The organism is Nonomuraea sp. NPDC049646, assembly GCF_044465525.1.
GTDB lineage: Bacteria > Actinomycetota > Actinomycetes > Streptosporangiales > Streptosporangiaceae > Nonomuraea.
The window spans coordinates 326,914-340,041 of record NZ_JBITLU010000006.1; the positions used below are offsets into that span (position 1 = coordinate 326,914).

Genomic DNA, 13,128 nt, shown 5'->3' on the forward strand with positions numbered 1-13,128 from the left:
GTGAGCGAGCGTATCCAACGCCGCGGTCACGGCGTCCCCGGAAACGCGGGTAGCGTACGCGAGGTGCAGGAGGAGCGGGATGACCAGCGGGTGAAGCCTGAGCCGCGCGCGGGGAGCCCCGCCCGCGTCCAGGAGCCCGGCCGGTGGCGGCGTGGCCGGTTCGCCCGCCTCCGGGAGCCCGGGTGGTGGCGGCGGCACGGCTGGTTCGCCGGGGTCCTGGCGGTCGGCGCGGCCCTGCGCGCGCTCGCCATGCTCGGCTACCGCCCGGCCCTGTGGTTCCCCGACTCCTACACCTACATCGTCACCGTCTTCCGGCCGCGCCCCGACCTGGTGCGCCCGGCGGGCTACTCGATGTTCATCAAGCTCCTGGAGCCCTTCCACGGCTTCTGGGCGGTCACCGCCGCGCAGCACCTGCTCGGCCTGGCCACCGGCGTCCTCGTCTACGTGGCCGCGCGCCGGGCCCCGCGCTGGGCGCGCACGCTGGCGGCCGTGCCCGTGCTGCTCGACGCGTACCAGGTCGAGCTGGAGCACCTGCTGGTCTCCGACACGCTGTTCCTGTTCCTGGTCGTAGCCGCCGTGGCGCTGAGCCTTACCGAGAGGCGCGCCACCGTCGTCGCCGTCGGCCTGCTGCTGGCCGCCGCCACCCTCACCAGGACGGTCGGGCAGCCGCTCATCGTCGTCCTGGCCGCGTGGTTCGTGCTGCGCAGGCGCGCGGGCCTGGCCGGGGTGCTGGTGGCCGCCGCGCTGGTCCCGGTCGTCGCCTACGGCGGCTGGTTCTACGCCACCTACCACCGCGTCGGCCTGGTGGGCGCGAACGGCGTCTTCCTCTACGCCCGCACGATGTCCTTCGCCGACTGCGCCGAGATGGACCCGCCGGCCGACCTGCGGGTGTTGTGCGACCCCCGTCCGCCGGAGCAGCGCCCGCCGTCGCAGGAGTACATCTGGAGCAAGGACTCCCCGCTGGTGAAGCTGCCGGGGATCACGTTCTCCAAGGAGAACGACGACCTGGCCTCCAGGTTCGCGACGCTCGCCGTCACCAGCCAGCCGCTCGACTACGCGGGCTCGGTGCTGACCGAGCTGGCCCGCACGTTCGCGTGGGGACGGCCGGTCTACCCCGACGCGGAGGTCTACGCCTACTACGAGTTCCCGGTGACCCCGCCCGGACCGCCTGGCCGCTATCCCGCGCAGGTCGGCGCCGACTATGCCAAGCTCTATGAGCAGGGTGCGATCGGTACGGAGATCGTCGAGCCCTACGCAGGATGGCTGCGGGGCTACCAGAGCGTGGTGCGCCTGCCCGGCCCGGTGCTGCTGGCGCTCCTGCTCGCGCCGCCCGTCGCGGCCGCCGTGCGCCGGGCGCGCGGCCTGCGGCACGCCGGTCCGCCGGCGTGGGCGGTGCCCTGGGCGGCAGCCGTTGTGCTGCTCGTCACACCGCCCGCCGTGGCCGAGTTCGACTACCGGTACGTGCTCCCGGCCGTGCCTCTGGCCTGCCTCGCGGCGGCCCTGAGCGTCCGGCCTGACCTGCGGGGACGGTCAGAAAGCGGGAAAGACTTTGGCAATGATATTCCACGAAATGTCCGGCTCTGAGTATGCTGTGCCGCGGAAACATCACGCCCGGGTCACGGTCGTTTCCGGCGGTCATGGCACCGGGCACGCCGTACGTGACCTAATCTCGTGGCGCGGAGCGACCAAGCCGGCGCGTTGGCGCAGGGAACGAGGCTAGGGGGCGTATGAGTGACTACAGGAGCGCGTCCGTCCAGGACGCCAGGGTCGCCCCCAGCGCTCCGGGCAGCCGGATGGCGCGAAGGGCCGCCGGCTCCCCGCCTCCCCCGCCCGACGACCGGCCCACGCGCGGCCACCGCGGCGGCGACGGCGGCGGCGGTCAGGGCAAGATGCGGGTGCTGGCCTGGGTCAGCATCGCCGCCACCACGGTCATGGTCGCCGGCGCGCTGACCGGTTACACCGTCTACCGGGACGCCTTCGGCAACATCACCCAGAAGAGCGTCAAAGAGGACATCATCAACCCGCGTCCGCGCGACACGGGCGCGCTCAACGTGCTGCTCGTCGGCTCCGACACCCGCGCGGGCAAGGGCAACGCCAAATACGGCCAGCAGCTCGCCAGGACGGCCGACGCCGGCGGCAAGCGCACCGACACGATCATCGTCATGCACATCTCCCCCAACCGGGACAAGGCGCGCCTGATCAGCTTCCCGCGCGACTCGATGGTGCAGATCCCCAAGTGCAAGAACGAGACCACCAAGGCCGAGATGCCGCCCCGCCGGGACATGATCAACTCGGCGTACAACTCCGGCGGCATCGCCTGCACGATCTCCACGATCGAGACGCTCACCCAGATCCGCATCAACCACTTCGTCGAGGTCGACTTCAGCGGCTTCAAGAACATCGTCGACGCCCTCGGCGGCATCGAGATCTGCCTCAAGTCCGGCGTCAACGACAAGGCGTCCCATCTCGTCCTGCCGCCGGGCAAGAGCCTGCTCAACGGCGAGAAGGCGCTCGGTTACGTACGTCTGCGCCACTACGGCGACGGCAGCGACATCCAGCGCATCAAGCGCCAGCAGATCTTCCTGAGCAAGGTCATCGCCAAGGCCACGAGCAGCGAGCTGCTCACCGACATCGGCAAGCTGACCGGCTTCATCAAGGCGGCGGCGGGCTCGGTCACCATGGACCCCGAGCTGGCCAACGACACCCAGCAGCTCATCGACATCGCCACCAGCGCCAAGGAGCTGACCGCGGGCGGCGTGCAGCTCACCACGATCCCGTGGCTGCCCGACCCGCAGGACCCCAACCGGGTGATCTGGAAGGAGCCCGACGCCTCAGCGCTGTGGGCCTCGATCATCAGCGACACCGAGCTCCCCGACCCCGCCCCGAGCGCCAGCGCGAGCACCAAGCCCAAGGTCACGCCGAAGCCCGAGCAGGTGAAGGTCCAGGTGCTCAACGGCACCACCACGCCGGGCAAGGCCCGCCTGGTGGCCGACGAGCTGGCCAAGCAGGGCTTCAACGTCGTCGGCGTGGGCAACTACCAGGCCGCCGACGGCGCGAGCCTGCCCTCCAGCGAGATCCACTACGCCAAGGGCGCCGCCACCGGCGCCGACTACGCGGCCGTGCTGTCCGGCGCGGTGCTGCCCAAGCCGGCTCCCTCGGCGGGCAAGGTCGCCGCGACCAACCCGCAGCCCTACACCTCCGGCACCACCGGCACGGCCGCCGGGGCCGGCGGCAAGGGCGCCCCGGTGATCCAGCTCGTGGTCGGCTCCGACTTCAAGTCGGTCAAGGTGACCAAGCTTCCTGACAGCGTGAACAACAGCACCATCACGGCCTCCGACCAGAAGAACGTGTGCACCTGAGGCTCCAAGTTCCCTGTGGAACCGGACTTCTCGTGAGACAGGGAGCACTAGATCGGGATAATGTTTGCGGGTCGGCGACGCAGCGCGGCACGACCGCTGTAAGGCGGTTGTAAGTGTGAAATGTCAGAGTTGCGTCGTGCACCCCGGCCCCTAGCGAAGCTGAGCTCCCCAGTGTCTGACACAAAGTTCTCCCCACCGGTCACGCCCCCGCGGAGCCCTGGCGGCCCCGTCGAGGAAGGCGGGCCGGCGAACACTGGAGCTCGCTGGCCCCTGCCTCAGGAGTCCGTCTGGGGCAACCAGACCGACCCCCACGGCCTCCCCACGGCCGAGCGCCCCGAGGAGCGGCAGGAGCCCGCCGAGGAGCCCGAGCCGCCCAAGCGCAGGCGCGATCCCTACCTCGACAACGTCAAGTTCATCCTGATCGCGCTCGTGCCGCTGGGCCACTCGCTGGTGCCCACGCTCTCGGCCCATTCCTCCAGGGCCCTTTACATCTATATCTACATGTTCCACATGCCGCTGTTCGTGCTGATCAGTGGCTACCTGTCCAGGAACTTCTGGAACTCCAACGCGAAGACGAACAAGCTCGTCGACACGTTCGTCGTGCCGTACGTGATCGTGGAGATCGGCTACGCCGCCGTCCGCTACGGGCTCGGCCAGAAGTGGAGCCTCACGATCATCGATCCGGCGTGGCTCAACTGGTACCTGCTGGCGCTGCTGTTCTGGCGGTTGTCCACACCGGTGTGGAAGCGGATGAAGCACCCGGTCCCGGTGGCCATCGTGATCTACATGTTCGCCGGCTTCTCGCAGATCACCGGCGACTTCAGCATGGACCGCTTCTTCGGCCTGCTGCCGTTCTTCGTGATCGGCCTGGTGATGCAGCCCGAGCACTTCGAGATGCTCAACAAGCTGTGGGTCAAGATCGCCTCAGGGGTCACGCTGCTCTGCGCGGCGGCCGTGGCCATCGTCATCGCGCCCAAGGCGCCGCTCGACCCGTTCTACTTCAAGCACAGCTTCCAGGACATGGACCTGTCCTGGTGGATGGGCCTGCTGCTCAAGGCCGGGCTGCTGGTCTGCGCCCTGGCGATGTCCTTCGCGGTGCTGGCGCTGGTGCCGCGCGGCGAGACCTGGTACTCCGACCTCGGCACCCGCACGCTCTACTGCTACCTGCTCCACGGCATCCCCGTCCTGATCGCCAAAGACCAGGGCTGGCTGGCGCTGCCGTGGCTGCACGGGCCGCTCGGCGTGCTCGCCATCGCGTGCAGCTCGTTCGCGCTGGCGATCGTGCTGTGCCTGCCGGAGACGCGCACGGTCTTCAAGTGGGTGCTCGAACCACGCCTGACCTGGCTCTATCGCCGCCCCTCTGGAAGTTAAGCGGCCCTTCCACCTGAGTTAACGCCTTTGACCTGGTAGGCGCGGAGCATCGACACATGCGCGCATGTGTCGCCACCACCGTCCATCATCCCGAGGACGCCCGGATCATGCACCGGCAGATCAGGGCGCTGCTCGACGCGGGCCACGAGGTGACCTACGTCGCGCCGTTCACCTATTACAACGTCACCCCGGCCGTCGGGCTCACCGCCGTCGACGTCGCCCGGCAGGCGCCGTACGGGAAGGCCCGCGCGGCGCTCAGGCGCGGCGTGCGGGACGCCGACCTGTTGATCGTGCACGACCAACGGCTGCTGCGCGCGCTGCCCCACCGGCGCCCTCCGGTCGTCTGGGACGTCCGCGAGGAGGTCTCGCCCAGGCGGCGGGACCGCGCGGAGAGACGGCACCACGTGATCACCTCCGCGGTGGTGCCCGAAGCGACCCTGGTGTCGTCCAGCCCGCCCCCTCCCGGCGACACCAGGGTCGTGCACATCGGCCGCCTGTCGGCCGAGCGCGGCGTGGCCGAGCTGATCGCGCTGGCCGAGCGCCTGGCGCCGCACGGCATCCGGATGGACCTCATCGGCGCCGCCGACCGCGACGTGCGCCCGCTGCTGCGCGACGCCCAGCGCGTCGGCCTGCTCGACTGGTTCGGGTACGTGCCCAACCGGCACGCCCTGCGCATGTCCGAGGGCGCGCTGGCCGGGCTGTCCCTGGCCCCCGACACCGTGACCGAGCCGCCCACGAAGATCCTCGACTACATGGGCCGCGGCCTGCCGGTGATCGCCACCCCGCAGGCCGCCCCGCTGGTACGGGCCGTCGGCTGCGGCCTGGTGGTGCCCCGGGACGTGGACGCGCTGCTGGACGCCGTCCTGGACCTCAAGGAGGACCCCGTGCGGCGGGCCGACCTGGGAGCGGTCGGGCACGCCGAGGCCCGGCTGCGCCACCACTGGCCCGATCAGGCGGCGGACTTCGTCAAGCTGGCCGAGTCGTGGGCGGCCCTGCCGGAACACGCGCTGGCGGTGTAGGAATGGCCAGCGGGCTCCCGGGTTGATGTACTGGACCCATGGCATCGCATCTGATCCAGGGCCGGACGGTGGGCATGCCTGTGCGAGTGGAGGACGCGGAGATCAGCAGCGCCTTCTACGCGGTGCGGGCCGACGCGGCGCGGGCGGTGATCGCCTATTCCGGCCTCGACGTGGCCGAGGTGTTCCCCGGCAAGGCCGTGTGCGTGCTGCTGTTCGTCGACTACCGCGACGGCGACCTCGACACCTACCACGAGTTCGGGATGGCCTTCCTGATCAGGCGGCCGGGGGCGGCGAGCTCGGTCGGGCTCGGCGACCTGCGCGGCGCGGGCGTCTTCGTCCACTGGCTGCCGGTCGACCAGCGGTTCACGCTGGAGGCGGGGCGGACGATCTGGGGCTTCCCCAAGGAGCTGGCCGACATCGAGCTGCGGCTCGGGTCGCCGTACAAGCGGTGTGTGCTGCGCAAGGACGGCAGGCTCGTGCTCGACCTGCTGATCAGGCCCGGCGTGCCGGCCCCGGCCGCCATGGCGCCGCTGGACGCCTTCACCCATCTGGAGGGCGTCACGCGGCGCATCCCCTGGTCCGTACGGGCCAGGGGCACGCGCGTGCGGCCGGGCGGCGCGCTGATCCGCCTGGGCAACCACCCCATCGCCAAGGAGCTCAGCGAGCTGGGGCTGCCCAAGCGGGCGCTGTTCGCCTCGACCGTCTCCCATGCCTCGATGACCTTCGGCGAGGCGGAGGCGGTCTAGACGATCGGCGGACGGCCGAGCTTGACCATGCGCCAGGCGGTGCGCCAGGCCATGGGACGACGCTCGCCCGCCGGCGTGCGCAGCCCCTCGAAGAAGCCGGCGAACCACGCCTTGATCGCGACCCCGGAACGGCGCTCGCGGATCAGGGTGAGCACCACCCAGTTGGTCAGGTAGAGGAACGCCAGCGGCCACGGCAGGTTGCGCCGCGCCAGCCAGACCCGGTTACGGGCGTTGAGCTGGTAGAACTGCGCGTGCCGGGTCGGCGGGACCTGCGGGTGGTACATGACGGTCTCGGCGTCGTACTCGATCCGGTAGCCCTCGCCCAGCAGGCGCCAGGCCAGGTCGGTCTCCTCGTGCGCGTAGAAGAACTTCTCCGGCAGGCCGCCGACCTGGAGGAAGGCCGAACGCCGCACCGCCGAGGCGCCGCCGAGGAACGTGGTGACCGGCGAGGAGCGCTGCGGGTCGCCCGCGCGCAGCCGGGGCACGTGCCGCCGCTGGCCGACGCCGCCCTCGGGGTCCATCACCCGGAAGGAGATCACCGCGAGGTCGGGCTCGGTGGCGAACCGGTCGCGCACGTGGGCGACGACCTTCTGGTTGGCGTACCAGCCGTCGTCGTCGAGGAACAGCACGACGTCGCCGGAGCACTCCTCGACGCCGCGGTTACGGCCGGCGGGAATGCCGGTGTTGTGGTCGAGCCGGATCGTCTTCACGACCGCGGCCGAGCCCTCGGGTGGCGTGGCCGACACCTGGGGCACGTCGGCGCCGTTGCCCACGATCACCACTTCGACGTCGCCGTCGACCTGGTTGAGCGCGGACTCGACGGCCCGGTTCAGCTCCGCGACCCGGTTGCCCATGGTGAGGATGACGCACGAGATCTTCAACGGGTCATCGTCCTGACGCGTTGAGGACACGAGCGGAGCATTCTTTCATGATCACCGAGTCTGCTGGTCTGCATCTTGTTGACAATGGTGGAGCTAAGCGTATCGGAACCGATGGTGAACCCCCACCGAACGGCGGACGTCCGATCAATACGACGGACGGGAAGCTCCTCCGGTTCCGACATGAGATCACCCAAGCCGCCTCGACGCCATAATGCTGATCAGATGGAGCACGGTCTGCAGCGCGGCGGCGATCGCGCAGGCCACGATGAGCACGCGGGAGGCCCCGAGCGTGCCGGTCGCCAGGTCGATCACCGCGGCCGCCACCGCGAGCAGCGACAGCTCGATCGGCTGCATGATCCGATGGAACTTGGTCGCCGCCAGCACCCTCCTGCCCAGACCGAGCAGCCCCGAACGGAACTGCACCGCCGACGCCTCGGAGGACGCGCCCAGCCCGCCCTTGGCCCGCGCCACCTCCACCAGGTCGGTCTCGGCCTTGATGAGGATGGCGCCGAGCGCGGCGGCGAAGCCGAGCACGGTGTACCAGTCGGGCAGGACGGCCGAGGCCCGCCAGCCGAGCCCGGCCAGCACGGCGGCCTCGGTGAAGTAGGCCCCGACGCGGTCGAGGTAGACCCCGGCCAGCGACGTCTTGCCCGTCCAGCGGGCCAGCTCGCCGTCGGAGCAGTCGAGCAGCAGGTAGACCTGGACGAGCAGGGCGGCCAGCACGGCCGCCCACAGCCCCGGCAGGGCCAGCGCGAAGCCCGCCGCGACCCCGGCGACCGTCATCACCCAGGTGAGCTGGTTGGGCGTGATCGACGTCTTGCTCGTCAGCCACGTGACGTAGATGGACAGCCGGCGCATGTAGAGCACGCCCGCCCAGTGCTCGCCGTTCCTGCGGTCGAGATGGCCCTCGGGCTGGGCGACCCGCCGCAGCTCAGCTACCGAAGGCCCGGACATAGTCCCCCACCCGATCGCGGATCTCGGAGTCCTGCATGCGCAGGTGCTCCAGGATCGTGTAACGGCCGGGACGGGTCGACGGCGCCAGCGCGACCACGTCGGCGAACTGCTCGCCGGTCAGCCCGATGTCGGCGGGCACGACCGGCAGCTCGTGCCGGCGCAGGCAGTCGACGACCTGCGCCACCCTGGCGGCGTCGTCCCGCAGGAAGAAGCAGAAGGCGGCGCCTATGCCGGCGAGCTCGCCGTGGTTGGAGGTGCCGGGGAAGAGCTGATCCACGGCATGAAGGATCTCATGATCTCCACCGCTCGCGGGCCGCGACGACCCGGCAACGACCATCGACATGCCGGACAGGATGAGCGACTCGGCCAGGACGGTCAGGAACGCGTCGGACTCGATGCCGTCGCTCCGGCCGACCAGCGCCTCGGCCGCGGTGCGGGACATCGAGCAGGCCAGGCCGTCGATGGGCTCGCCGCGCTCGACGCTGCCGAGCTGCCAGTCCTCGATCGCCGACAGGTTGCTGACGACGTCGCCGATGCCGGCCCGCACCAGCGACTTCGGCGCGTTGTGCACGAAGTCGAGGTCGACCAGGATCGCCAGCGGCATCGGCACGCCGAAGGTGCCCTTGCCGCCCTCGTAGGTGAGGGAGGCGGTGGGCGAGCAGATGCCGTCGTGGGAGAGGTTGGTGGCCACGGCCACCATGGGGATGCCGGCGAGGGAGGCGGCGTACTTCGTGGCGTCGATCGTCTTGCCGCCGCCGACCCCGACGACGACCTCGTAGGCGCCCTTGCGCAGGTCGGCGCCGAGTGAGACGGCCGCCTCGACCGACCCGTCGCTCACCCTGAACACCTCGGCCTGGTCGAGGGTGGGGGCGATCAGGCGCTCGATGTGGTCGCCCTGGCCGGGCCCGACGGCCACGGCCACGCGGCCGGAGGTGGCCACGCGGCTGTCGGCCAGCAGGGCGCCGAGCTCGGCGACGGCGCCGCGCCTGACCTCCATGGTCAGGGGCGCCGGCAGCATCCTCGCTAGAAGCGGCATGCGCGCTCCCTCTAGTAGCGAACGGCTATGGTGCGAGCCTTGGCCAGGTCGTCGTGGTTGTCCACCTCGACCCAGTCGACCTCGCCGATGGGCGCGACGTGGATCGCCTCGCCGCGCTCGACCATCTCCTGGTAACCGTCCTCGTAGTAGAGCTGGGGGTCGCGCTCGAACGTCGCCTTGAGCGCGTCGGCCAGCCGCTCGGCCGCGCCGGGCCTGATGAGCGTGGCGCCGATGTACTCGCCGTACGCCTCGGCCGGGTCCATCAGCTTGGTGATGCGGCGCAGCGAGCCCTCCGGGGAGAGGGTCACCTTCATCTCCTCGTCGGCCAGCTTCTTGACGTCGTCGACCGCGAGCAGGACGTCGCTCGTCTCGGGGGCGGCCAGCAGCGTCTTCTCGACCGAGACGGGGTGGACGGTGTCGCCGTTGACCAGCAGCACGCCCTGGGCGAAGTAGTCGCGGGCGCACCACAGGGAGTAGGCGTTGTTCCACTCCTCGGCCTTGTCGTTGTGCACGAGGGTGAGCTTGACGCCGTGGCGCCTCTCCAGCTCCTCCTTGCGGTCGTGCACGGCCTGCGCCGCGTAACCGACGACGACCACGACCTCCCGCAGGTCCACCTCGGCGAGGTTGCGCAGCGAGATGTCCATGATCGTGGTTTCGCCGTCAACCGGCACGAGCGCCTTGGGCAGCGTGTCGGTGTACGGCCGCAGGCGTCGTCCGGCCCCGGCGGCCAGAACCATTCCCAGCAACGTGCACTCCTCGGTCGAGCATGACTACGTGTGCCCAAAGGTTAGTTGCCTTTGGCCCCTTCGCGGGTAATCCGGCGTTAGTCTTGCGTTCCCATCTCGCTCGCCTCGACGCCCGATCGGGGCGCGGCCAGCCAGCACGTGACACTCTCCCAGCCGAACAGCGCCCACAGGTACAGGGTCAGCAGCACGTAGCCCGCGGTCATCCAACCGGCCAGGGCGGCCAGCGAGACCGCCATCATCCGGCCGTCCCAGCCGAGGCCGAGCGTCGAGAGCCAGGCCGGCGGGTAGACGCGCTGGCGCAGCCGGTAGACCAGGTCGTAGTGGTGGAAGGCGAGCGCGCCGAGCAGCAGGAAGGTCAGCACCGGCGGCAGGCCGTGGGCGAAGCCGCAGGCGGCGACGAAGCTGTACTCGATGAGCCGCAGGATCGGCGGCACCAGCCAGTCGAAGCGGCCGTCGTGCGGGTGGGTGCTGCCCGGCCCGGCCAGCAGCAGCGTCACGGCGGGCGCGAACACCGCGAGCCCGTCGGAGCCGGCCACGCCGATCAGCAGCAGCACGCCGGTGACGAACGTGCCGGCGATCACCGGCGGCAGCGGCGGGAGCTGCCCGGCCACGAGCAGGCCCATCGCGCGCGAGAGCGGCCCGTCGTCGCGGTAGGCGACGACCTTGCTCTCTGGCACGGGGGTCATGTGCACGGAGATCACGCTGCCCACCTCCCGATCCGGCGAACCGCCGCCGCGCCCGCCCCGGCGGCCCTCACCGGGCCGACCTGGCCAGGCGCCCGGCGAGCTGGTAGAGGGCGGCGACCCCGCCCCAGCACAGCAGGGACACGAACGTCACCCTGGCGTCCCACACGGCGGCCGTGACGGCGATCAGCACCGTCCGCTCGCCGATGGGCAGCACGACGATCTTCCTGAGCCAGCGGGCGAGCGAGTCGCGCTCCAGCCGCTGGGCGAGCCCGAGCATCCCGTGGGCGTGCCGGGCGTCGGCCGGCTCCAGCAGCGACCGGGCGGGCCTGGCCCACAGCGCGCCGACGCGGCCGGCGTCGGCCACCGCCCCGGCGTAGGAGTAGTCGACGGAGTGGCGGACGACCTGCGTGATCATCGCGGCGGCGGCCAGGTACCAGATCGTGATCCCGCCATGGCCGAAGGCGAGCCCGGCGTAGACCAGGTACTCCTTCAGCCGGTCGGCCATGCCGTCGGCCCAGGCGCCGAGCGGGGAGAACGTGCGGGTGTAGCGGGCGAGCTGCCCGTCGAGGCAGTCGAGCGCGAACGACATCAGGAACAGCGCGCCCCCGGCCGCCCGCCCCGCCTGGGTGCCGGCCGAGAACCAGACGGCGGCCAGCGCGGCCAGGCCGATCGAGACGCCGGTGACGGCGTTGGGCGTGAGCTTGAGCCGGACGGCCGGCCTGATCAGGTGGCGCGACCAGGTCGAGACGAAGAACGTGGCGAAGAAGCCGTCGTCCACCTTGACCGAGGTGTCGAGCCGGACCCTGGCCTCGTCGACCTCGGCGAGCCTGGTCAGGGCGCTGTCGGCGGCGTGCTGGCCGGTCACGCGGTCGGCGTGCAGCGGGCCGATCGAGGCGGCGCGCACCCGTACGCCGGCCCTGACCAGGCCCACCAGCAGCAGGTCGACCGCCTCGACGGGGGTGACGGGGCCGAGCTTGCCCAGGTCGGCCAGCTCGGCCAGCTCCTCGGCGATGTCGGCCAGGGACGCCAGGTCGGCCTCGCCGGTCTGGAGCACGCCCCTGAAGGTGGCGTTGGCCTCCGGGACGGTGTGGAACGAGCTGCCGGCGGCCACCACCCGGCCGGACTCGACGCGTACGGGCGGCCGCATCGGCGCGGCGGCGGCGTCGTGCGAGACCAGCGCCCCGGTGTCGCGCGCGGGATGTTCGAGCAGCAGCGCCAGCGCCTCGGTGTGGGCGACGAGGTCGGCGGGCAGCACCACGACCGTGCCCGAGGAGACCCGGGCGATCTTGGCCACCCCGCGCAGGTCGGCCCCGAGCCCGCCGCCGGGGGTCACCACCTGGACGTCACGGACGGGAAGCGCGGCGAACTGGTCGCTCAGCCGGTCGAGGAGCGTGCCGTCGGCGCAGGAGAGCCGGCACGCCGGGGTCGTGGCGAGCAGCACCACCGAGGTGGTCGTGCCCTCGCGGGTGAGTGAGTCGGGCAAAGCGCAGGTCTCCTCCCGGTAGGGAGTGCGTGGACACAGCGTAGCGACAGGGGCGCGCAATATCACGGAACAGGACCGTTACGCTGCCGACATGGATGCAGCGCTGCGGTCGGTCGGAGTGCTCCTCGCGGGAGGCGTGGGGCAGCGGGTCGGACATGAGATACCCAAACAGCTCATCGAAGTAGCCGGGCGGACGATTCTGGAGCACTCGCTCACGGTGTTCGAGCAGGCGGCGGAGATCGACGAGATCGTGGTGCTGATGACGCCCGGCTTCACCGACCGGGTGAAGGAGATCGTGGCGAACGGCGGCCACCGCAAGGTCACCCGGATCGTGGAGGGCGGCCGGAGCCGTACGGAGAGCACGTGGCGGGCGTTGCGGGCGCTGGGCACGCAGGAGTGCGACGTGCTGCTGCACGACGCCGTACGGCCCCTTCTGGAGCCGCGGATCATCACCGAGTGCGTGGCGGCGCTGCGTGCCCACCGGGCCGTCAACGTGGCGATCCCGAGCTCCGACACGGTCCTGGTGGCCGTGCCCGGCCCGGACGGCGAGGTGATCGGCGAGGTACTCGACCGCTCGCGGCTGCGCCGGAGCCAGACGCCGCAGTGCTTCCGGCTCTCGGTGATCCGCGAGGCGTACGAGCGGGCCATGGCCGACCCGGGCTTCGCCGAGCGCCCGGCCACCGACGACTGCGGCGTGGTGCTGCGCTACCTGCCCGAGGTGCCCATCCACCTGGTCCCCGGCAGCGAGCGCAACATCAAGGTCACCCACCCCGACGACCTGCGGATCGCCGAGCAGCTCTTCGCGCTCAGGGGGTCCATCTCCTGACGTGTCCGGGCATGTCGTAGA

General features: G+C 71.0%; 12 protein-coding genes. 6 read left to right on the forward strand and 6 right to left on the reverse strand.

Annotated features, from left to right (window positions below):
- The 5 genes from ACIBQ8_RS20005 (at position 1) to ACIBQ8_RS20025 (ending at position 6,495) form a co-directional block, all read left to right on the forward strand.
- A complete protein-coding gene (locus tag ACIBQ8_RS20005) occupies positions 1 to 1,584 on the forward strand; it encodes a hypothetical protein (RefSeq protein ID WP_397192657.1) in 1,584 nt (527 codons plus the stop codon).
- A 143-nt stretch (positions 1,585 to 1,727) separates the two neighbouring features.
- Positions 1,728 to 3,359 carry an LCP family protein gene (locus tag ACIBQ8_RS20010; RefSeq protein WP_397170284.1) on the forward strand — a complete coding sequence of 544 codons (1,632 nt, stop codon included), beginning with the start codon at positions 1,728 to 1,730 and terminating at the stop codon, positions 3,357 to 3,359.
- 171 nt (positions 3,360 to 3,530) lie between these two features.
- Positions 3,531 to 4,730, forward strand: coding sequence for an acyltransferase family protein (locus ACIBQ8_RS20015; RefSeq protein ID WP_397170286.1), 1,200 nt, complete (start codon positions 3,531 to 3,533; stop codon positions 4,728 to 4,730).
- Between the two features lie 56 nt (positions 4,731 to 4,786).
- Positions 4,787 to 5,749 carry a glycosyltransferase gene (locus ACIBQ8_RS20020; protein ID WP_397192658.1) on the forward strand — a complete coding sequence of 321 codons (963 nt, stop codon included), beginning with the start codon at positions 4,787 to 4,789 and terminating at the stop codon, positions 5,747 to 5,749.
- A 38-nt stretch (positions 5,750 to 5,787) separates the two neighbouring features.
- A complete protein-coding gene (locus ACIBQ8_RS20025) occupies positions 5,788 to 6,495 on the forward strand; it encodes an acetoacetate decarboxylase family protein (protein WP_397192659.1) in 708 nt (235 codons plus the stop codon).
- Here ACIBQ8_RS20025 and ACIBQ8_RS20030 read toward each other — a convergent pair.
- From ACIBQ8_RS20030 to ACIBQ8_RS20055, 6 genes are all read right to left on the reverse strand, one after another.
- Positions 6,492 to 7,376 carry a glycosyltransferase family 2 protein gene (locus tag ACIBQ8_RS20030; RefSeq protein ID WP_397170292.1) on the reverse strand — a complete coding sequence of 295 codons (885 nt, stop codon included), beginning with the start codon at positions 7,374 to 7,376 and terminating at the stop codon, positions 6,492 to 6,494. The two genes, ACIBQ8_RS20025 and ACIBQ8_RS20030, sit on opposite strands and share 4 nt — an antisense overlap.
- Before the next feature lie 186 nt (positions 7,377 to 7,562).
- The gene (locus ACIBQ8_RS20035) at positions 7,563 to 8,330 is read right to left on the reverse strand and encodes a CDP-alcohol phosphatidyltransferase family protein (RefSeq protein WP_397170294.1); all 768 of its coding nucleotides are present in this window, start codon (positions 8,328 to 8,330) and stop codon (positions 7,563 to 7,565) included.
- A complete protein-coding gene (locus tag ACIBQ8_RS20040; RefSeq protein ID WP_397170719.1) occupies positions 8,308 to 9,348 on the reverse strand; it encodes an iron-containing alcohol dehydrogenase family protein in 1,041 nt (346 codons plus the stop codon). Before ACIBQ8_RS20040 ends, ACIBQ8_RS20035 begins: the two co-directional genes overlap by 23 nt.
- Positions 9,349 to 9,377: 29 nt before the next feature.
- On the reverse strand, positions 9,378 to 10,112 hold the full coding sequence (locus ACIBQ8_RS20045; protein ID WP_352321581.1) for a phosphocholine cytidylyltransferase family protein: 735 nt from the start codon (positions 10,110 to 10,112) through the stop codon (positions 9,378 to 9,380).
- A gap of 77 nt (positions 10,113 to 10,189) precedes the next feature.
- Positions 10,190 to 10,813: a DUF5941 domain-containing protein gene (locus tag ACIBQ8_RS20050; protein ID WP_364325840.1), complete on the reverse strand. Its 624-nt coding sequence runs from the start codon at positions 10,811 to 10,813 to the stop codon at positions 10,190 to 10,192.
- A 52-nt stretch (positions 10,814 to 10,865) separates the two neighbouring features.
- Positions 10,866 to 12,281 (reverse strand): CDP-alcohol phosphatidyltransferase family protein, encoded by a 1,416-nt coding sequence (locus ACIBQ8_RS20055; RefSeq protein WP_397192660.1) that lies wholly within the window; start codon positions 12,279 to 12,281, stop codon positions 10,866 to 10,868.
- 91 nt (positions 12,282 to 12,372) lie between these two features.
- Between ACIBQ8_RS20055 and ACIBQ8_RS20060 the strand changes: the two genes are divergently transcribed.
- Positions 12,373 to 13,107 carry a 2-C-methyl-D-erythritol 4-phosphate cytidylyltransferase gene (locus ACIBQ8_RS20060; RefSeq protein WP_397192661.1) on the forward strand — a complete coding sequence of 245 codons (735 nt, stop codon included), beginning with the start codon at positions 12,373 to 12,375 and terminating at the stop codon, positions 13,105 to 13,107.
- Positions 13,108 to 13,128: the final 21 nt, after the last annotated feature.

Excerpts from the sequence above, each read along its gene's own strand:
- ACIBQ8_RS20010 (WP_397170284.1), top strand. The coding sequence starts at position 1,728 with ATGAGTGACTACAGGAGCGCGTCCGTCCAGGACGCCAGGGTCGCCCCC.
- ACIBQ8_RS20020 (WP_397192658.1), top strand. The coding sequence starts at position 4,787 with ATGCGCGCATGTGTCGCCACCACCGTCCATCATCCCGAGGACGCCCGG.
- ACIBQ8_RS20025 (WP_397192659.1), top strand. The coding sequence starts at position 5,788 with ATGGCATCGCATCTGATCCAGGGCCGGACGGTGGGCATGCCTGTGCGA.
- ACIBQ8_RS20035 (WP_397170294.1), bottom strand. The coding sequence starts at position 8,330 with ATGTCCGGGCCTTCGGTAGCTGAGCTGCGGCGGGTCGCCCAGCCCGAG.
- ACIBQ8_RS20040 (WP_397170719.1), bottom strand. The coding sequence starts at position 9,348 with ATGCTGCCGGCGCCCCTGACCATGGAGGTCAGGCGCGGCGCCGTCGCC.
- ACIBQ8_RS20060 (WP_397192661.1), top strand. The coding sequence starts at position 12,373 with ATGGATGCAGCGCTGCGGTCGGTCGGAGTGCTCCTCGCGGGAGGCGTG.